We start from the raw sequence: 19,179 nt of genomic DNA, 5'->3' as shown, positions 1-19,179 counted from the left end.
TTAGACAAAAAAATAGATTGAGCATTTAAAATCAGCCCAATCTTCTAATTTTATTATAATTTTTTAGATAACTCTTTAATGTATTCTCTAAGTTCATCCTTAACTTCTGGATGTTTCAAACCAAAATCAATACTTGTTTTTAAATAACCGAATTTATTTCCAACATCATAACGATCACCTTTAAATTCATGCGCGAATACACGTTGCACTTTATTTAAACGATCAATAGCATCAGTCAATTGGACTTCATTACCTTCACCAGGTTCTTGTGTTTCTAACATCCCGAAGATTTCTGGTGTTAACAAGTAACGACCAATAATAGCTAAATCACTTGGTGCTTCATCAACAGCTGGTTTTTCAACAAATTTTTCAACATCATATAGCCCTTTTGACACTTCACTTTGTGGTGCAATAACCCCATATTTTGATACTTCTTTATGTGGGACTTCCATTACAGCCAATGTTGAAGCATGTGTTTCTTCATAGCGATCCATCAATTGTTTTGTTAATGGTACCTTATCTTGCATGATATCATCACCCAACATAACAACAAAGGGTTCATCACCAACAAAGTCTTTAGCCATTAAAACAGCATCCCCTAAACCTCTAGGATGTGACTGGCGAATAAAGAACAAATTAATATCAGTTGTTTGCTCAACCATTTTTAATTGTTCTAATTTACCTTTAGCTTTAAGATTAGCTTCCAATTCAGGTACTGAATCAAAATGATCTTCAATTGGGCGTTTCCCTTTACCCGTAACAATTAAAATATCTTCAATCCCTGCTGCTTTAGCTTCTTCAACAATGTACTGTATCGTTGGTTTATCCACGATAGGTAACATTTCTTTAGCCATTGCTTTTGTTGCTGGTAAAAATCTAGTTCCCAAACCTGCTGCAGGTATAATTGCTTTTCTAACTTTCATAATTAACTTCTCCTTTTTTTCTTTATACGATATACAAAATCCCATTAATTTATCTCAAACTCTACGAATATTACAATTCTATCATGAATCCGCTACATTATACAAAAAAACTGCTAAACAATTAAGTTAGCAGTTCATTGTAGCTATCTATTTTATAAATATTTCGCATCAAATTCTGGATCTTGAGAGGTTAAAATCTTAGGACCATCTTTTGTGATAACAATAACATGTTCATATTGACACGACAAACTACCGTCAGCAGTTCTTGTTGTCCAACCGTTAGGATCATCACTTTCTGATTCCCAACCGCCAATATTAATCATGGGTTCAATAGTAATTGTCATCCCTTCTTTAAGACGTAATCCTTTACCAGCTTGACCATAATGAGGTACGGAAGGACTTTCATGCATGGTAGGTCCAATGCCATGTCCAACGTATTCGCGAACATCACCATAGCCCATTTGGTCTTCAGTATAAGTTTGGATAGCATGACCAATATCACCAATACGGTTACCAATAACGGCTTGATCAATTCCTAAGTAAAGGGCTTTATGCGTTACTGCCATTAATTTATCAATTTCTGGTGTAGATTCACCAACAACATAACTCCAACAAGAATCGCTCATTGCGCCATGTAAACTAACAACTGTATCTACTTTAACTAAATCATTATCTTTTAAAATTAACCCTTTACGTGGGAAAGCATGACAAATTTCATCATTAATGCTGACACAAGTCGCATATTTATAGCCTTCAAAGCCAATTTGTTCAGCAACACCACCATGGCTTTCAATATACTTACGTGAGAAAGTTTCAATTTCCCAACTAGAAATACCTGGTTTTATAATATCTCGTAATCCCTTATGCATCCCTGCAATAATAGCACCTGAAGCACGCATTTCTTCAATTTCGCGTTCTGATTTTAATGTGATCATTTAATTTGTTTCCTCCTATAATAAATAATTCTTCTCAACTATTATACCGCAATTGTATAGAATTTGTTACGAGATACTCAATTCCTTTCACAATCGTTTTTTTATCTGATATACTTTAACTACTATTTTAATATGGAAGAAGGAATTTAGTTTGGTTTCAGCTAAAGTTATTTTTGCAACAATTACAGGTAATAATGAAGACATCGCTGACATTATTACCGAAGCATTTGAAAATTTAGGTGCAACAGTTGAGATGGAAGAAATCTCACAATCAGATGCATCTGATTTAACTAACTTCGATATCAGCGTTGTCGTTCCTTATACTTATGACGAAGGCTCACTTCCTGATGAAGGCATGGACTTTTATGAAGACTTACAGGAGCTTGATTTAACCGGTAAATTATTCGGTGTTGCCGGTTCTGGCGATACATTTTATGGTGAGTTTTTTGGAACTGCTGTTGATAAGTTTGGTTCAGCTTTCGAAGAAGCAGGCGCAACAAAGGGTTCAGCTAATCTAAAAATCGATTTAGCACCTGAAGAAGAAGATATCACTAAATTAGAAGCTTTTGCTAAAGAGCTATTTGATAAAGTAACTAGCAGTGAAAACTAGTCATGAATAAAATAAATGAATTATTTCATAAACATTATGCCCTAATTTCGTATTTAATTTTTGGTGGTCTAACAACCCTAATTAACATCGTTACTTTTGTTGTTTTCCAATCATACCTTAGTGTAAATTATCAATTTGCAAACGTAATTGCATGGTTTGTTTCGGTTGTTTTTGCATTCGTCACTAATAAGCTTTGGGTATTTGGCTCAAAGAACACTCATGTTTCAGGTTTAATACGTGAAGTTTTATCTTTCTTTGGCTTTAGACTTCTATCATTAGTCATTGATCAATTAATTATGACAATTGGTGTTTCTGTTTTACACTTAGATGCATCACTCGTTAAGTTATTTGATCAAATTTTCATCGTTTTAATTAATTATATTTTTAGTAAGTTATTTATTTTCAAAAAATCATAAAATAAAATTCAGTAAATTCATCCTAGGGGGCACTTTATTTATGACAACCAAAGTTCTTTCAATCGTTGTGCCATGTTACAACGAACAAGAATCTATTCCGCTTTTTTTTGATGCGGTTGAAAAGGAGTCTATCAATTTACCAGATATCCGATTAGAATATTGGTTTATTAATGATGGTTCATCTGATAACAGCCTCAAAGAAATGCGCCAATTACAAAAAGATCATCCAGCAACAGTCCATTATGCTTCATTTTCACGAAATTTTGGAAAAGAAGCTGCTTTATATTGTGGCTTACAAAAAGCGACTGGCGATTACGTAACTGTTATGGACGTTGATTTACAAGATCCAACCAGCTTTTTGCCTAAGATGTTAGCTATTTTAGAAGATCCAGAAAATGACTACGACTGTGTGGGGACACGTCGGACAACTCGTCAAGGTGAACCTGTGATTCGCTCTGCATTCGCTACTCTTTTCTACAAATTAATAAATCGCATCTCAGATACTGAGATTGTTAATGGTGCCCGCGATTATCGCTTAATGACCCGTCAAATGGTTGATGCTGTCTTATCAATGTCAGAATACAATCGTTTTTCAAAAGGTATCTTCAGTTGGGTTGGTTTTAATACGGAATACTTAGAATACACAAATCAAGAACGTGTTGCTGGTAAAACAAGTTGGAATTTCTGGGGCTTATTCAAATATTCATTAGACGGTATCATAGCCTTTTCAGAAGTACCTCTTTCAATTGCAACATTTGTTGGTTTCCTATCATTTGTTGGCTCTCTTTTTGCAATTATCTTTATTATTATTAGAGCGTTACTCTATGGTGATCCAACAGCTGGCTGGCCATCAACGATTTCAGTTATCTTAATGATGGGTGGCATTCAATTGTTTTGTATTGGGATTCTTGGTAAATACTTAGGTAAAATTTTCTTAGAAGTCAAAAACAGACCCGTCTATATTATTAAAGAATCAGACGTCTTCAGTTCAAAAAAGGATTAATTATAGGGGGATTCCAGCTATGCAGAAGTTTCGTTTCGATCTAAAAAAATCAAAAATGACCTATCTTTATTACATTATCATTTTTGCAATTTTAGCTGTTCTTATTTTTGGAACTTACAAACTAGCTGGATACTCTTTAATTCAAAGTCATGATCCTGCTGAACAGCATCTACCTGTATTAGAAAATTATCGTCAACTACTTGGTGAATTCATCAACCATCCCTTTCAACCACTCCAAATGTGGTCTTGGAAATTAGGGCTTGGCGCAGATCAATTTCAAACATTTGCTTATTACGTTATTGGAGACGTATTCGCCTATATTACGCTATTATTTCCCTCAAGTGCCGTTGTGACTATTTACCAGCTCACACTCATTTTGAGGTTATTTTGCGTGGGGCTATCATTTATCTTCTTTGCGAGACACTTTAAATTAACGAATAGCGCGATCTTAGGTGGGGCAATCATTTATACCTTCACTTCTTTTTCACTTTATTCATCCCTAATGCAACCTTTTTTCCTAACACCATTCATTCTTTTTCCACTTATAATTGTCGGAATAGAAAAAATTTTACAAGGGTTTAAACCACATTTCTTCATTTTTGCTTTTTCATGGATGTTTATCAGTAACTTTTACTTCGCCATAGTCTTAGGCATCGGTGCTTTTGTATATTTAGTACTACGTTTCATTTATTATTATCGAAAAAATCTCAGTTTCTTTAAAACAGCGGGCACTTTTTTAATCAGTACAGTCATCAGTTTACTGATTTCTGCCTTTATCATGCTACCGTCAATTCTTGCGGTCTTTAGTTCAACTCGGTCAGGTGGTCTATTCGCAAATGGTTTGACCTCTTTCCCCGCTTATTACTACATTAATTTACCTGCTCAATTACTTGCTGGCGGAGTATCTTCTTTCTGGGTTAAATTTGGCTTTAGTAGTTTAGCTGTTCTAGCATTATTCCATCTGTTTTACCATTGGAAACACTACCCACTAATGACAACGAGTCTTTCAATTGGGTTGATTATGTTACTATTCCCAATGTTTGGTGCGATGTTTAATGGTTTTCAAGCCCCTTCTAATCGTTGGATTCTATTATTATTTGTTCCCATTTCACTTGGAAGTGCCTTCTTCATTGATTCTCTCAAAAAAATAACGTTGCCTGAAATTAAATACCTCAGTATTTGTCTTGGTATCTATTTACTTTTAGTATCATTACCCTTTTATATTAATGGGACGACAGAAATTTTCATTCCTGTTATCTTTTTAATTTCTTTTTTTGTCGCAATCTTACTTTACCGTCAAAATAAAAATTCTGGTCGAATCATATTCGGTCTTATCCTAGTGAACTTGATCTTTACTGGGGTTTCTTTTGCATCACCTTTCACTAACTTTTATAGTAAGACTTTAATGCCCTCTGGTAGTTACCAGAAACTATCATCTAATCTATTTGATGGATTAGATAATTCTCTTCCTAAATCTAACTCATTTCGTGTTTCAACGATTAGCCAAAATTATAACTTTGGTTCTAACTACATGTTACGAAATAATTTAAATAATGATTTAAATTTAATTAACTCATACTACTCGATTCAAAATGGCGCAGTCGGAGTATTTTCAAACAGGTTACAAAATGCTCAATATAACAATAATATTCCGATTGAAAATTTTGATGATCGAACAATCGCTAATAACTTTTTTGGCGTTAAGTATCTCTTTACTCATTCAAATGAGCCAAATGAGTCAAAGATCCCCTATGGTTATACATTACTCAAAACTAAATCTGAAAATAAAAATAAACCTGAGAAAACCAATCTTTATGAAACTAAGAATAATTTTCCATTAATTTATTGGCAATCTGATGTCACTTCAAATCAAAAAACTGCTAAATTATCCGCTTCTGATCAAGAACGTCAATTAGCTAAAGCCGTTAGTATCGCGGATACATCCGGATTTAACCAGAAACAATCAACATTTGATACTGAAAACGTTGCCTATACAATTGTAAAAACAGTGAACGCCGGAGAACCTAACGAAACAAAAACACGTATTACCAATAATCACTATCGTAATAATCCTGTTTCAGATAGCTATCAGATTGACATTAAGAACGCAAAAAAATATCAAAATTCTGAATTGCATCTTTCATTAACTAACATTAAGCACCAATCACTGTCCTCTAAAGAACAAGTGAATATGGCTATTTTTAATAATACTACGAAACCAGATAACCAGTTATTAGATACGAATGGTCCCCGGTCAGCACAGAAATCGCTTAGGAAGCAACTGACGACAGGTTCTTCCAATACAGGCTATTCGATCGGGGTTAAATCTAATTTAACGACTAATACGATTGAGCAATTGGGTATTGAAAATCTTTCTTTCTTTAAAGTTTTATCTGATGCTACCCTAAATATGGGCTATCAAAAACAAATGCCCAAAAGTTTGGATTTACTTTTATCAAATTCAGGGACTTACTCATTCAACCTTAAAATTACTGCCGTTCCGCTTGGTCAAACTTACACAAATGATGTTAAAAAAATCCAGAAAAATAAATTAAATTCATTAAAATTTGCTACAAATAGAGTTAGTGGCAAAATAACAACAAATAAATTAGGTATCCTAACATCATCTATCCCTTACTCTACAGGTTGGACAGCGACTGATAATGGTCATAGCGTGCCCGTTATTAAAACAAATAGCGCTTTTATTGGCTTAAAATTAAAAAAAGGAACTCATCATATCATTTATAGTTATCAAACACCTGGCTTATCAACTGGTTTTCTTTTAAGTGTTTTTGGCCTCATTGTTTGGGGGAGTTATAGTTTAACACCTCTAATTTGGAGACGTTTAAGAAGACTTTAATTAGACATAAATGATATTATTATGACCTCATCTACTAAATAAATCTATTAGGGGTTTACTATCTTGTTAAATAAAGTCAGTTATCTTAAAAATCGTTTAATCGTATTTACAACCATCTTTTTGATTAGTTTATTTTTAGTTCTTCCACAAATAATCAACCACAGTCTAGTCTTAGGTGGTGACTCGCTTTTTCATTTCAATCGTATTTACGATACCTATATCCAATTTAAAACAGGTAACTTTAGTTATTTTCAAACTAACTATGGTTTTTTACAGAGTGGTCGCATTATTAACGCCTTATATGGACCAGGTTTTGCTTATCTGTTAGGTATCTTACTCTTAATTGTTCATAATTGGATTTTATTTCAAATCATAACCTCCTTTTTAATTTTCTTTATTAGTGGTTACTCAATGTATTTTCTATCTAGAGAGCTTCAATCCTCTAAGAAAATTTCATTATTGATTGCTAGTCTATTTATGGGGAGTTTTTACGTTACCCGTTGGTCAATTAACCAGAATTTTATGTCTTGGGGCGTTATGCTAATGCCCTTAATTGTCATCCTCGGGCTTAAAATGATTAAAAATAATGCTAAGGATTTAAAAGTACTACCATTAGCATTATTGATTTCAGCGCTTATTCAAATTCATGTCTTAAGTGCCTTAATGTCGGTTGGCGTCATCTTTATCTTCTTTGTTGTCGGTTTTTACAAGACAAATCAAAAATTACAGCTTTTATCAAAATGTTTCTTAGCGGCCCTTCTAACTATTGTTCTAACCTTTAATGTTTGGGGCGCTATGCTAGAAATTTTCACAAGAAATACGCTGTACTCGCCTTACACTCACTTAGATATGGCTAGTGCTACAATGCGTTTTTCAACAACTAGCTATAGCGCTTCATCTATAGGACTATTTATGAGCGTTATTTTCATTTTACAATTTGTTTTACTATTTTCTAGGTGGTCACAAGTATCACTTTCTAATAAGCTAATGACACTATTAGGAGCCTTATTTCTCCTGTTATCAACAAATCTTGTTCCTTGGACGACAATATCGAATCTAATACCACAGCTTCGAAGTTTTTTACAATTTCCTTACCGCTTTTATGGTTTTGCAACTGTCTTATTACTTGCTGGTTTTGGCAACTCTCTTTCTGAGCTACCTTCATTTAAGCCTAAAAAGTTTGGCGAGTTATTTTTAATCATTAGTAGTCTTTTTATTTTAGGTCAATCATATATTGATATTCAACAGCAAAATAAGCTCTGGAATTCCAATGATCCTCTTATTTATAAAGGGAGCGTTGTCGTTTCAAATCATCTAACGAGTGATCAAATTAGAACTAATTTTACTAGTTCTGATTTATCAAAAGGATTAAAGGTGGTTAAAAAAATAGCCCCAGATTATTTACCAAATAATCAAGAACAAAAGACAACATATAATAAAAAAGAATACAAGAAAGATATTGTTAGGAATCGTCCTAATATCACTAAGACTGTTACAAAAAATGGTGATTTAATCCTTAAATGGCATGCGACAAAAAAAGGTGAATCCATCGCACTTCCTATTGTCGTTTATAATAATTCAGAGCTCTCCTTAAATGGAAGTCAATTACACCGATTATCTCTATCTGCATTAGGTGTCCCTACTGTTAAGGCAACAAAAAAAGGGAGTAATCGTGTAGTGCTTAGATATCAATCGGAAATGATCACTACATGGCGTTTGTTTTTCGTCATTTTAACTTGGATTATTAGTATTTTATCGATGATAACACTCCATTTTATAAATAGAAAACTAGACAAAAATAGTGTTCATAAATGACAAGTCCACTCTAACTGTTGTTGGTAATAGCGTAAAAGCTATTACCAACAACAGTTTTTTCATACCAAAAAGTCCCCAAAAGTCATGAGACTTTTGGGGACTTTTTGGTATGAGATTTTTTAGCTAGTCTTGTTGTAAAATGTCACGGACTTTAGTTGACAATAAATCAATAGCAACTGTATTTGCGCCACCTTCTGGCACAATAATATCCGCATAGCGTTTCGTTGGTTCAATGAATTGATTATACATTGGTTTAACCGTTTTAACGTATTGATCAATAACTGATTGTAATGAGCGACCACGTTCCTTCATATCACGTGTGATACGGCGAATAATACGTAAATCATCATCTGTATCAACAAAAACTTTAATATCCATTAAACTTCTGAGCTTTTCGTCCCCTAGAATTAGAATTCCTTCAACAATGATAACATCTTGAGGTTCTGTTCTGATCGTCTCACTTGAACGAGTAAACTGTGTGTAATCATAAACAGGCATATCAATTGCTTCATTATCCAACAATTGTTCCAAATCACTAATCATCTGTTCGTTGTCAAACGCGAGTGGATGATCATAGTTCACTGCTTTACGTTCTTCCATACTCATTTCAGCTTGATCATTATAATAAGTATCTTGTTGTAAAATCATGATTGATTCGCCAGCTAATTGTGAATAAATAGCATTACTAACCGTCGTCTTACCGCTACCAGTACCACCTGTTACACCAATAATAATGGGACGTTTTGTTCTTTTGCTCATGCTTTAGAAATCCTCCATTTATTCGAAACGTTCAGGTTCTTGCTGACTATCTCCAAATCGATAAGCAACGGCATCTAATATTCGTTTAGCTGCTTGCCCATCTCCATAAGGATTTTTAGCATTTGCCATTCGTTCGTACTCTGTCTTATTAGTTATTAATGATAGCATGGTTTCTTTGACTTTCACAGGGTCAGTTCCAACTAACTTCAATGTACCCGCCTTCACGCCTTCCGGACGTTCTGTGTTATCACGTAAAACAAGAACTGGTTTTCCTAATGATGGCGCCTCTTCTTGAACACCACCTGAATCCGTCATAATAAAGTAACTTTTTGCAGCGATATTATGAAAATCAACCACATCAAGCGGTTCAATTAGATGAACGCGCTGTTCTCCACCTAAGACTTCTTCGGCTAAATCTTTAACAACTGGATTTAAATGAACCGGATAAACGACTTCAACATCTGGCTGATCTTTAACGACAGATTTAATCACTTCGAAAACACGACGCATAGGTGCACCTTGGTTTTCACGACGATGCATCGTGAGTAAAATCATTTTATTCGCAGGATTTACTTCTGATAGAACATCATGGTCATACTCTTTTTGAACTGTTTGTTTTAAAGCATCGATGGCTGTGTTACCTGTTACAAAAATATTTTCTTTTGGATGATTTTCTAATAACAGATTAGTTTCGCTTTGCGAAGTTGGGGCAAAGTACATATCTGCCAGTACATCTGTTAGTTGACGGTTCATTTCTTCTGGAAACGGTGAATACTTATCCCAAGTCCGTAATCCCGCTTCAACGTGTCCAATTGCCACTTGATTATAAAAAGCTGAAATACTAGCGGCGAATGTTGTTGTTGTATCACCATGAACTAAAATAATATCAGGCTGCTCTACTTTAATAACATCATCTAATTTTTGTAAAACATTTCGAGTTGTATCACTTAATGTCTGGTTAGCGTGCATCACATTCAAATCATAATCTGGCGTTATTTTAAATATCTCTAAGACTTGGTCCAACATTTGGCGATGTTGTGCTGTTACGACAGTTACTGTTTCAAACTCCGTCGTACGTTCTTTTAACTCTAAGACAACAGGTGCCATTTTTATTGCTTCTGGACGCGTCCCAAAAACAGTCATCACTTTTACTTTTTTCATAATTGGCCTCCTCAATGATTATATTAGTTACTATTATACCAAAGAAAAGACAAAATTCTGATTTTGTTAACAAAAATTTAATAGCCTAATTATTAATCATTTTCTCATTAATATGTTATCATTATTTCATAAATAAATTTGGAGGTCTTTCTATGTCAAAAATAAATTTTGAAGATCAACTTAAAAAATATGCTGAATTAATCGTCAAAGTCGGTGTTAACGTCTCAAAAGGCCAAACAATCGTCCTACAAATTTCCGTAACCCAACAAAAATTAGCTCATTTAATCGTCAATGAAGCTTATGCTGCTGGCGCAAGTGAAGTTATCGTTAAATGGGCAGATAGTCATGTCTCGAAATCATTCCTTGAATTTGCTCCACTAGACCGTTTAGTCGACGTTCCTGGTTATGCAACCTCAGAAGTTGAAGATTGGGTTGCTAAAAAAGCATCTCGCATCTCAGTCATGTCAGATGATCCTGATGCCTTTGCTGGTATCCCTTCTGAAAAGATTGCCTCACGCCAAAAAGCTATGGGTCAAGCTCTACGTCCATTACGTAAAGCAACTCAAAATAATGACGTTAGTTGGACTGTAGTCGCTGCCGCAGATACTGCTTGGGCTGAACTCGTTTTTCCTGAATTAAAAGGCGAACTTGCTGTTTCACGACTTTGGGAAGAAATTTTTAAAACAACACGTATTGATCATGAAGATCCAATTGAAGCATGGCATCAACATGATTTAACATTGCGCACAAAAGCTGAAGAATTAAATAAAGAACAATTTTCTGCTTTACATTATGTTGCCCCAGGGACAGATATCGTCATCGGTCTCCCTAAAAATCATTTGTGGGAAGGCGCCGGTTCATTTGATGCACAAGGTCATGAATTCATGGCTAACATGCCTACCGAAGAAGTTTTCACCGCACCTGATTCTAGACGTATTGATGGTTACATTTCTTCAACAAAACCATTAAGCTACGCAGGAACTACTTTGAGTGGTATGAAATTTACTTTTGAAGCAGGTAAGGTTGTTAAAGCAACTGCTGAACAAGGTGAAGAAGTTTTACAGCACTTACTAGAGACTGATGATGGCGCAAAATCATTGGGTGAAGTTGCTTTAGTTCCAGACCCTTCTCCAATTTCACAATCAGGAATAACGTTCTTTAATACATTATTCGATGAAAATGCCAGTGACCATTTAGCGCTTGGCTCCGCTTATCCCTTCTCTATTAAGGATGGTACTAAAATGAACGATACTGAATTAGCCGCTGCTGGTTTAAATTTAAGCCAAACGCACGTTGACTTCATGGTCGGCTCATCTGACATGTCAATTGATGGGCTTCGTGAGGATGGCAGTACAGTACCCGTTTTCCGTAATGGGGATTGGGCATAAATGATCACATAAAAAGGTATAAACTAGCATTTCTGTTAGTTTATACCTTTTTCACTACTACTTATTTTATTGATTAGGTTTTTGTAACCCAAATTCAGAAAGTATATCTTAATATAGTATATTAAAATCATATGTTTGTTTATATTAAATGTCATTTTTATAATCCCTATAAGTAAAGGTAATAAAAGCTAAGCTACTAATCACCCACGCTGCAATAACCATCATTAGTCGAGGTTTAGTAATGATTTTTGAATGATAACTAAGCGTTACTCTATTGATACCTTTTTTTGTTGCTTTAATCGTTGGACTACCTATATTTGATAAGGTAATCTTTTTTATATTAAGCTTAGTTCCATTTAGTGTAACTTTTGAATTGTTATAAACAATAATAGGTAAGGACATTGTTTCTCCTATTTTTGTTGCAGTCCATCTAAGCGATAAATCACCCTTATCTGTCACTCTTTTTATAATATTTGACTTATTCATTATAATTTCATTTTTATATTCATTGTAAGGATCCTTGCTTAATTCTTGATTATTAGGTAAATAATCTGGAGTTGATTTTTGTGCTACCTCTAACCCTTTTTTTAAATCACGATTAGTAAAAGCATTTCTTATTTGGACAGTACTTAAAGAATCTGGGGTTGTAACATGTCCTTTAGCTATAATTGACTCATTTGAATTCCAAATTTCATTTTTAGTCTGAATATCACTATACGATTGCCCTAAAATAAAAATACTTCCGACAATTAAAAACAATGAACAATTTTTCTTTGCATTCGGCGAAGGTAACGTAGAAATTGTAGCACTGAACCCCGCTACTAATAGAATCGTAGTAAAACTATCAAATCGATAAGGAAACTGTAAAAAACTTTGTAACTGTGGAATTAATATAGATATCCTAGTCCACGGAAATAAATTTGTAGTTAGAGCAAGAAAAATAGCTCCTATTATAGTAACAATCTTATTAGCTAGAGATAATTCTTTTCTTTTTGAAAACAACCAAACAATTTGTAACACAAAAATGATACTCATAACCAATCCAAACTGTGTACCACTATAGTTACCAGTTGAAAGGTTCATGGTTGAACCAGACATGTTTGAATTGGCAAATGGTGAATATATTTTATTATTTGAGAAAACATCCAACATAGCTCCCCAAACATTAAAGGTCAGAACTAACGCCAGTAAACTGGCTAGAAAACATTTTAATAAAAGTTGTAATTTCTGGTTAGTTTGAATAAAGCCAATGAAAAAGAATACAACTAAAACGCCAATTGACATTAAGGCGCTTAAGACGTGAATTTGGATTAGCACTGAAACTGCTAATGCTAAAGGTAGTACTTTTAAATCCTTAGCATTATTTTTAATCATTTTAAGCCCAAGAATGACAATCAAAGGCATCAACATAACGCCCCATATCATAAAATTCTGATAGATTGACCATCGAGTGATATAGAAACTACCCATAAAAAGACTAGCAGCTAAGACTGAATTTTTTTTAGTCGCTTTCAATTCTCTAGATAGAAAATACATTGAAAATCCACTAATAAAGAAAATTATGAATGACGTGACAATTTCAAATTTAATCCAACTATGCACGATACCTAGTAATCCACCTAAAAGGTAAGTAAACCCTGGTCCATATAAGGCATTAACAATTCGACCACTTTGTTGAAAACCGTAATTAGATTGAAAATAATTAAAGTTACCTGTTTTAAGCTGCATATAATCATCATAGATACGGTTAAAATGGAATAGAGAATCAGCACCAACTACTAAACTATTATTAAGTATCTGCGGAACTGTCAGAAAAAAACTTAATATAAAAATAACGCAAAATACCGTTCCATATTTTTTTAAAGATTCAAACTTATTTATCAAGCTATTTACTCCCAAATAAAATTATTTAATGGTTTAATTATAACAATAGAAAATTGTGCTGTCACTCAAGAAATATAATATTGCTAGAACTAAAAGATCAATATCTATGAAACTACTGACACCTTAGCCATGTTGTAAATGAAAATTATGACTATGAATTTAAAAATCTACAATAGTAATAATTGACTTATTTATTTTTGCCATTTACAATGAAGTAATCAGCCTTTTTGTCTCTGTAGCTCAGCTGGATAGAGCAACCGCCTCCTAAGCGGTAGGTCATCAGTTCGACTCTGATCAGGGACATCTTAAATAAATTTTCCGCCTTATAGGTTACAAGACTTCGGTATACTGCCGAGCTTTTGTAACCTATTTTTTATATATTTAACTTGTAAGTGCTATTTATTTTATCCTTGAAATTGTAGCAGTAGAAGAATTACTATTATATAAATTGTATTAATGAATGCAATTAATATAAATAACAACATACCACATAGACGATAACCAATATTTTTCTGAAAAAAGGGTAGTCTTTCAATATAAGTTCCAATGCCAATCATACCCGTCCCCACTAACCACATGCCAATCGTTAAATTCACAACTATTAACCATGGTTCAATTAAACACAACACGATACTAACAATTCCTACCCATTTCATTTCATTATTTACAGGTTTAAACCTTTTTCTCATCGGAAAGACCTTCTTCCACGTTATATATATTTGTTTAACAATTTTTTTAAGGTCTAAAACACATCATTTTATCCAATCTTTTCTAAACTATCTTTAAGATTTCGATAATTGTACACCTAATATTATTTTTCCACTAAGCAATAAGACTTTCGCAAATAAAAAAATACTGTTTAAGCAAACAATCATTGCTTAAACAGTATTTTAAATCGCATCGAAATTTTATATCTTCAATTTTTCCAGTTTATAATTCGACACCATTTGTTTTAATAACATTTTGATACCAATAGAACGAATCTTTTTTCAATCGATTTAGCGTCCCGTTACCTTCGTTATCTCGATCTACGTAAATGTAACCATAGCGTTTCGCCATTTCGCCTGAGCCTGCGCTAATTAAATCGATACAGCCCCATGATGTGTAACCTAGACAAGAAACCCCGTCTGCAATCGCCTCACCCATTGCTTCAATATTTTCACTTAGATAAGAAATGCGATAATCATCATGAATTTTATTGCCTTCTTCCACAACATCTTTTGCACCTAATCCATTTTCAACAACAAATAATGGTTTCTGATAACGATCATAAATTTGATTCATCGTTGTTCTCAAACCAAGGCCATCTGTTTGCCAGCCCCATTCGCTTGTCTTTAAGTAAGGATTTTTTAAGCTATCAAAGACATTTGCTGCTGTTTTATCAGTCATCTCAGGATCAGCGCTTGCTAATCTTGATGAATAATAGCTAAATGAAATGAAATCAACTGTATTTTCTAATAAATCTTTTTCGTCGGTATCTGCCATTTTAATTTCTATACCCATATCTTTAAATAATCTTGCCGAATAACTTGGGTAGTAGCCACGTGACTGAACATCAATAAAGAAGTATCCTTCCCGATCCTTTGTCATTGCTTCAAATACATCTTTTGGATTAGGTGTATTGGGATAGGTAACCCCAGCCGCTAACATACACCCTATCTTAAAATCAGGATTAATTTCGTGTGCTAATTTTGTCGCAAGCGCAGAGGCAACTAATTGATGATGTGCCGCTTGATATTTGATTTGGTCAGGATTATCAATCCCTTCCAAATCTAATCCACCGCCCAATAACGGAATGTGTAAAATCATATTAATTTCGTTAAATGTTAACCAATACTTAACCTTATCCTTATAACGCATAAATAAGACGCGTGAAAAGTTTAAGTAATTATCAATCATTCGACGGTCAGCCCAACCATTCATTTTTTTCAACATCCCTAACGGCGTATCGAAATGGTTAATTGTTACTAACGGTTCCATCCCTAATTCGTTACAAAGATCGATAACTTTATCATAGAATTCTAGCCCTTTTTCGTTTGGTTCTTTTTCATCACCTTGTGGAAATATCCGTGGCCAACTAATTGACATTCTGAAGGTTTTGAAACCCATTTCTGCCATTAATCGTAAATCTTCTTCATAATGATGATAAAAATCAACAGATTCATGACTAGGATAAAAATCTTCTTTCATCTGCATCGCTTCTTTTACATTAAATAAATAATCCCAGCGACCATGGTGTGCGTCTGGTAATATATCTACTAATGACAGGCCCTTACCATCAACATCATAGGCCCCTTCAAATTGATTAGCGGCCGTTGCGCCACCCCATAAAAAGTTATCTGGAAAATTTGATTTTGTCATCTTATTGACCTCCTGAATTAATTTCTAAATCTAATAAATCAGTACCAACAATTATTTCTGACTGGTCTTTAGCAAGTGGTTTAATTTTTTTATATTTTGGTGTGTTCGTCACGATAATTGGCGTAATAATTTCATATCCTGCCTGTTTAATACCTTCAATATCGAATTTAAGTAATAAATCGCCTTTTTTTACGACGGTATCAATTTCTGTTTGAATTTCAAAATACTTACCTTCTAATTCAACTGTATCCATTCCGATATGCATTAAAATTTCGGCGCCATCGTCTGTCACCATACCAACTGCGTGTCCTGTTGGAAAAACTAATGTTATTTTACCATCAGCAGGTGCGTATAATTGACCAACTTCAGGTAGAATTGCGATACCGTCACCCATAATACCAGAACTAAAGACAGGGTCTTTAACCTCTGATAAAGGTAATACTTCGCCTTTAAGTGGGCTACCAAGGATTTCTCCACTCATTTCTACTTCTACAGGTACTACTGACGTTGTTACTTTTGTTTCAGCAACAGCAACGGGTACTTCTTGATCTTCCTTTGTTAAACCGAACATAAGTGTTAAGACATATGCCAATACGAATGAAACAACGATTGCTATCAGCACAGCGTAGAATGACATATCAATTCCTGTCTTAGGATTCAAGTAACTTGGAATAGAGAAAATGCCTAATCCACCAACCATGTATCCTTTTGTCCCAAATACACCAAGAACCATGCCACCAATAGCGGCTGAAATACATGTAATAATAAATGGTTTTTTACGAGGTAACGTAATTCCGTAAATAGCGGGTTCCGTAACACCAAAGATTCCTGAAATAAATGAAGAATAGCCAAGACCTTTTAGTTTTTTATTTTTTGTTTTAATTGTAATTGCCAATACTGACCCAATTTGAGCGAACGTTGTCCCTAGCATAAGTGCTAAAATTGGATCTGAGCCTGTTGTTGAAATGTTAAGTAAGGCAAGTGGAACAAGTCCCCAATGTAACCCGAAGATAACAAGTACTTGCCATAAGCCACCAAGAACTGCGCCAGCGGCAATTGGACTAAATGTGTATACAGCTGTAAATCCGGTTGCCACAATATCACTAGCCCAAGTTGTTATGGGACCTATAAAGATAAATGTAATAGGCACAACAACAAGTGCTGTTAACATTGGCACTAAGAATGTTCGTACAACTTCTGGTATCACTTTTTTGAAGAATGGTTCCACTTTTGATGCAAACCAAATTGATACAATAATAGGTACAACTGATGATGCGTAACTCATCATGATTACTGGAATCCCCAAGAATGTCATATAGATTGGTGATTCAAAAATTGTTCCTGCAAATAAAGTGTACAGCACTTTTCCACCTGAAGCGGCTAGTGTTGCTGGCAATTGTGCCACAATAGTTGGGTAAACTAAGGATGCACCAATAACCATTGCCAACAATGGATTAACGTGGAATTTTTTACTAGCACTGTAAGCTAAGATAATCGGGAAGAAATAAAAGAAAGAATCTCCTAATGCATTTAAAATAATATACGTTCCAGATGTCGGTGCCACCCAGCTAAATGCGACTAGTAATGAAACTATTCCTTTGATCATCCCTGTTGCAGCTAAAACACCTAGAGCTGGTGCAAAGATACCTGAAATCATATCAATAAAGGCATCAAGCGGTTTCATTTTTTCGCCATCATTATCTGGCACAATGCCATCACCATCAAGTCCGCTACCTTTAACTAATGCATCATAAACTTCCGGAACTTGATTTCCAACAACCACTTGGTACTGGCCGCCACTTTTAACAACGGTCACTACGCCGTCCATATTTTTCAACATATCGGTATTGGCCTTAGATTCATCTTTTAATTTAAATCTTAGTCGGGTTGTACAATGGACTACGCTATTAACGTTAGCTTCGCCACCTACATTTTTTAAAATATCTTTAGCTAATTTTTCGTAACTCATCACAATCACTCCTTTATATTTTTTATAAATTAAAACCCAGTTATCCATTTCAACTCAAAAAATACGAGTTTGCATGGATAACTGGGTTTATGCTTGCTTATAAATGGCAATAACACACCTAATTATCAATTTATTTAATTTTCTGTTTGCCGATGGGTTACTCGCCAGATATGTAAAACTAGATAAACTTGTTCGTCTGCTTGTAAATCCCAATCGGCCCGTTCTCGAATATACTGCACGATTTTTTCCACTGTTTCGTACACTTGTGGATACCGACTAATCATCATGGCGAGCAACTCAGGGTCAAGTTCTGCACGATCAATCTCAGTATTATGAAAATGCCTAATGAATAAATAGCGTAAATGTGAGACAAATCGACTATAATTAAATGATTTTTCGTCGAGAATAATACCAGTATCTAATTGAATAATATTAACAATTCCCGAAATGAGTTCTGTCAGCTTCATCGATTCTTGAACAGCATGTCCGCCTTCTTTGACGTTAATCAAATGATAGGTTAATAAAATCAATTCATTATTTTGAACCGTAATGTCAAATTTTGATTCGATTTCTTTAATACCAACCTTTGCAGCTTGGAATTCACTTGGAAATAATTTTTTCATTTCCCAATGAACAGATCGGTCATTTAAAAACATTTCTTCACGATTTTTTTGTAATGAATATTGAAAATGGTCCACTAAAATCAAAAATTGAACATCATCAAATGTCACATCAATTAATGGCTCTACTACTCCAACAAAAGTTGTCGTAACTTCCAAAGTTTCTGCATCAAATCCTGAAATTAATTTCATTGTATCTGAATCTTCTTCAGCTTTAAACCGTCGGTCAATCTGGTCCTTATCGATATTATCTCCAGCATGATAACCGAATCCAATACCGTTACCAATGACCACCCACTCAACATTGTCGGATGATTCAACTAAAGCTGCATTATTATTAAAATTTTTTACGAACTTCACATCAAACCGACCCCTTCCCATAAAAAATGACCTACAAATACAGATATTTTCATATCTACATCAATAGGTCATGCCTGATCGAATCAGTAACACTCATTTCATATTTATTGTATCA

The 19,179-nt window shown here is 34.2% G+C and carries 15 protein-coding genes and 1 tRNA gene; 7 read left to right on the top strand and 9 right to left on the bottom strand.

What is annotated here, in order from left to right; genetic code table 11:
- Positions 1-53 precede the first annotated feature (53 nt).
- Together galU and map are read right to left on the bottom strand one after the other, a co-directional pair.
- Positions 54-923, bottom strand: a complete 870-nt coding sequence (gene galU, locus AC1RPR_RS04320; protein WP_481761548.1) for a UTP--glucose-1-phosphate uridylyltransferase GalU — start codon at positions 921-923, stop codon at positions 54-56.
- Positions 924-1,075: 152 nt separating this feature from the next.
- Positions 1,076-1,858: a type I methionyl aminopeptidase gene (gene map / locus AC1RPR_RS04315; protein ID WP_409022111.1), complete on the bottom strand. Its 783-nt coding sequence runs from the start codon at positions 1,856-1,858 to the stop codon at positions 1,076-1,078.
- 151 nt (positions 1,859-2,009) lie between these two features.
- Between map and AC1RPR_RS04310 the strand changes: the two genes are divergently transcribed.
- From AC1RPR_RS04310 to AC1RPR_RS04290, 5 genes are all read left to right on the top strand, one after another.
- Positions 2,010-2,468 carry a flavodoxin gene (locus AC1RPR_RS04310; RefSeq protein WP_481761549.1) on the top strand — a complete coding sequence of 153 codons (459 nt, stop codon included), beginning with the start codon at positions 2,010-2,012 and terminating at the stop codon, positions 2,466-2,468.
- Between the two features lie 2 nt (positions 2,469-2,470).
- On the top strand, positions 2,471-2,884 hold the full coding sequence (locus AC1RPR_RS04305) for a GtrA family protein (RefSeq protein WP_481761550.1): 414 nt from the start codon (positions 2,471-2,473) through the stop codon (positions 2,882-2,884).
- Between the two features lie 40 nt (positions 2,885-2,924).
- On the top strand, positions 2,925-3,887 hold the full coding sequence (locus AC1RPR_RS04300) for a glycosyltransferase family 2 protein (protein ID WP_481761551.1): 963 nt from the start codon (positions 2,925-2,927) through the stop codon (positions 3,885-3,887).
- Between the two features lie 19 nt (positions 3,888-3,906).
- Positions 3,907-6,747: a YfhO family protein gene (locus tag AC1RPR_RS04295; protein WP_481761552.1), complete on the top strand. Its 2,841-nt coding sequence runs from the start codon at positions 3,907-3,909 to the stop codon at positions 6,745-6,747.
- Between the two features lie 63 nt (positions 6,748-6,810).
- Positions 6,811-8,562, top strand: coding sequence for an MFS transporter (locus AC1RPR_RS04290; protein WP_481761553.1), 1,752 nt, complete (start codon positions 6,811-6,813; stop codon positions 8,560-8,562).
- A 123-nt stretch (positions 8,563-8,685) separates the two neighbouring features.
- Here the strand turns inward: AC1RPR_RS04290 and udk are convergent, their stop codons facing one another.
- Positions 8,686-9,321 carry a uridine kinase gene (gene udk, locus AC1RPR_RS04285; RefSeq protein WP_481761554.1) on the bottom strand — a complete coding sequence of 212 codons (636 nt, stop codon included), beginning with the start codon at positions 9,319-9,321 and terminating at the stop codon, positions 8,686-8,688.
- 18 nt (positions 9,322-9,339) lie between these two features.
- Positions 9,340-10,482, bottom strand: coding sequence for a non-hydrolyzing UDP-N-acetylglucosamine 2-epimerase (gene wecB, locus AC1RPR_RS04280; protein WP_481761555.1), 1,143 nt, complete (start codon positions 10,480-10,482; stop codon positions 9,340-9,342).
- A gap of 152 nt (positions 10,483-10,634) precedes the next feature.
- On the opposite strand from wecB, the gene AC1RPR_RS04275 reads away from it, so the two are divergent.
- The gene (locus AC1RPR_RS04275; protein ID WP_481761556.1) at positions 10,635-11,870 is read left to right on the top strand and encodes an aminopeptidase; all 1,236 of its coding nucleotides are present in this window, start codon (positions 10,635-10,637) and stop codon (positions 11,868-11,870) included.
- Positions 11,871-12,014: 144 nt separating this feature from the next.
- On the opposite strand, the gene AC1RPR_RS04270 is transcribed toward AC1RPR_RS04275, so the two are convergent.
- Positions 12,015-13,754, bottom strand: coding sequence for a DUF6541 family protein (locus AC1RPR_RS04270; protein ID WP_481761557.1), 1,740 nt, complete (start codon positions 13,752-13,754; stop codon positions 12,015-12,017).
- Positions 13,755-13,983: 229 nt separating this feature from the next.
- On the opposite strand from AC1RPR_RS04270, the gene AC1RPR_RS04265 reads away from it, so the two are divergent.
- Positions 13,984-14,057: transfer RNA gene (locus tag AC1RPR_RS04265), tRNA-Arg, on the top strand.
- A 101-nt stretch (positions 14,058-14,158) separates the two neighbouring features.
- Here AC1RPR_RS04265 and AC1RPR_RS04260 read toward each other — a convergent pair.
- From AC1RPR_RS04260 to AC1RPR_RS04245, 4 genes are all read right to left on the bottom strand, one after another.
- Positions 14,159-14,443 carry a hypothetical protein gene (locus AC1RPR_RS04260; protein ID WP_481761558.1) on the bottom strand — a complete coding sequence of 95 codons (285 nt, stop codon included), beginning with the start codon at positions 14,441-14,443 and terminating at the stop codon, positions 14,159-14,161.
- Positions 14,444-14,684: 241 nt separating this feature from the next.
- A complete protein-coding gene (locus AC1RPR_RS04255; protein WP_481761559.1) occupies positions 14,685-16,115 on the bottom strand; it encodes a 6-phospho-beta-glucosidase in 1,431 nt (476 codons plus the stop codon).
- A gap of 1 nt (position 16,116) precedes the next feature.
- A complete protein-coding gene (locus AC1RPR_RS04250; protein ID WP_481761560.1) occupies positions 16,117-18,084 on the bottom strand; it encodes a beta-glucoside-specific PTS transporter subunit IIABC in 1,968 nt (655 codons plus the stop codon).
- A gap of 134 nt (positions 18,085-18,218) precedes the next feature.
- On the bottom strand, positions 18,219-19,064 hold the full coding sequence (locus AC1RPR_RS04245; RefSeq protein ID WP_481761561.1) for a PRD domain-containing protein: 846 nt from the start codon (positions 19,062-19,064) through the stop codon (positions 18,219-18,221).
- Between the last annotated feature and the right edge of the window lie 115 nt (positions 19,065-19,179).

It is taken from the genome of Dellaglioa sp. CoH-57-MRSF-22, from assembly GCF_056781895.1.
Note: the sequence above shows the minus strand (reverse complement) of the source record. Positions and strands in the feature narration are given on the sequence as shown.

What these genes read in the sequence shown, in the direction of transcription:
- galU (WP_481761548.1), bottom strand. Translation starts at nt 923, where the DNA reads ATGAAAGTTAGAAAAGCAATTATACCTGCAGCAGGTTTGGGAACTAGA.
- map (WP_409022111.1), bottom strand. Translation starts at nt 1,858, where the DNA reads ATGATCACATTAAAATCAGAACGCGAAATTGAAGAAATGCGTGCTTCA.
- AC1RPR_RS04305 (WP_481761550.1), top strand. Translation starts at nt 2,471, where the DNA reads ATGAATAAAATAAATGAATTATTTCATAAACATTATGCCCTAATTTCG.
- AC1RPR_RS04300 (WP_481761551.1), top strand. Translation starts at nt 2,925, where the DNA reads ATGACAACCAAAGTTCTTTCAATCGTTGTGCCATGTTACAACGAACAA.
- AC1RPR_RS04295 (WP_481761552.1), top strand. Translation starts at nt 3,907, where the DNA reads ATGCAGAAGTTTCGTTTCGATCTAAAAAAATCAAAAATGACCTATCTT.
- udk (WP_481761554.1), bottom strand. Translation starts at nt 9,321, where the DNA reads ATGAGCAAAAGAACAAAACGTCCCATTATTATTGGTGTAACAGGTGGT.
- wecB (WP_481761555.1), bottom strand. Translation starts at nt 10,482, where the DNA reads ATGAAAAAAGTAAAAGTGATGACTGTTTTTGGGACGCGTCCAGAAGCA.
- AC1RPR_RS04275 (WP_481761556.1), top strand. Translation starts at nt 10,635, where the DNA reads ATGTCAAAAATAAATTTTGAAGATCAACTTAAAAAATATGCTGAATTA.
- AC1RPR_RS04260 (WP_481761558.1), bottom strand. Translation starts at nt 14,443, where the DNA reads ATGAGAAAAAGGTTTAAACCTGTAAATAATGAAATGAAATGGGTAGGA.
- AC1RPR_RS04255 (WP_481761559.1), bottom strand. Translation starts at nt 16,115, where the DNA reads ATGACAAAATCAAATTTTCCAGATAACTTTTTATGGGGTGGCGCAACG.
- AC1RPR_RS04250 (WP_481761560.1), bottom strand. Translation starts at nt 18,084, where the DNA reads ATGAGTTACGAAAAATTAGCTAAAGATATTTTAAAAAATGTAGGTGGC.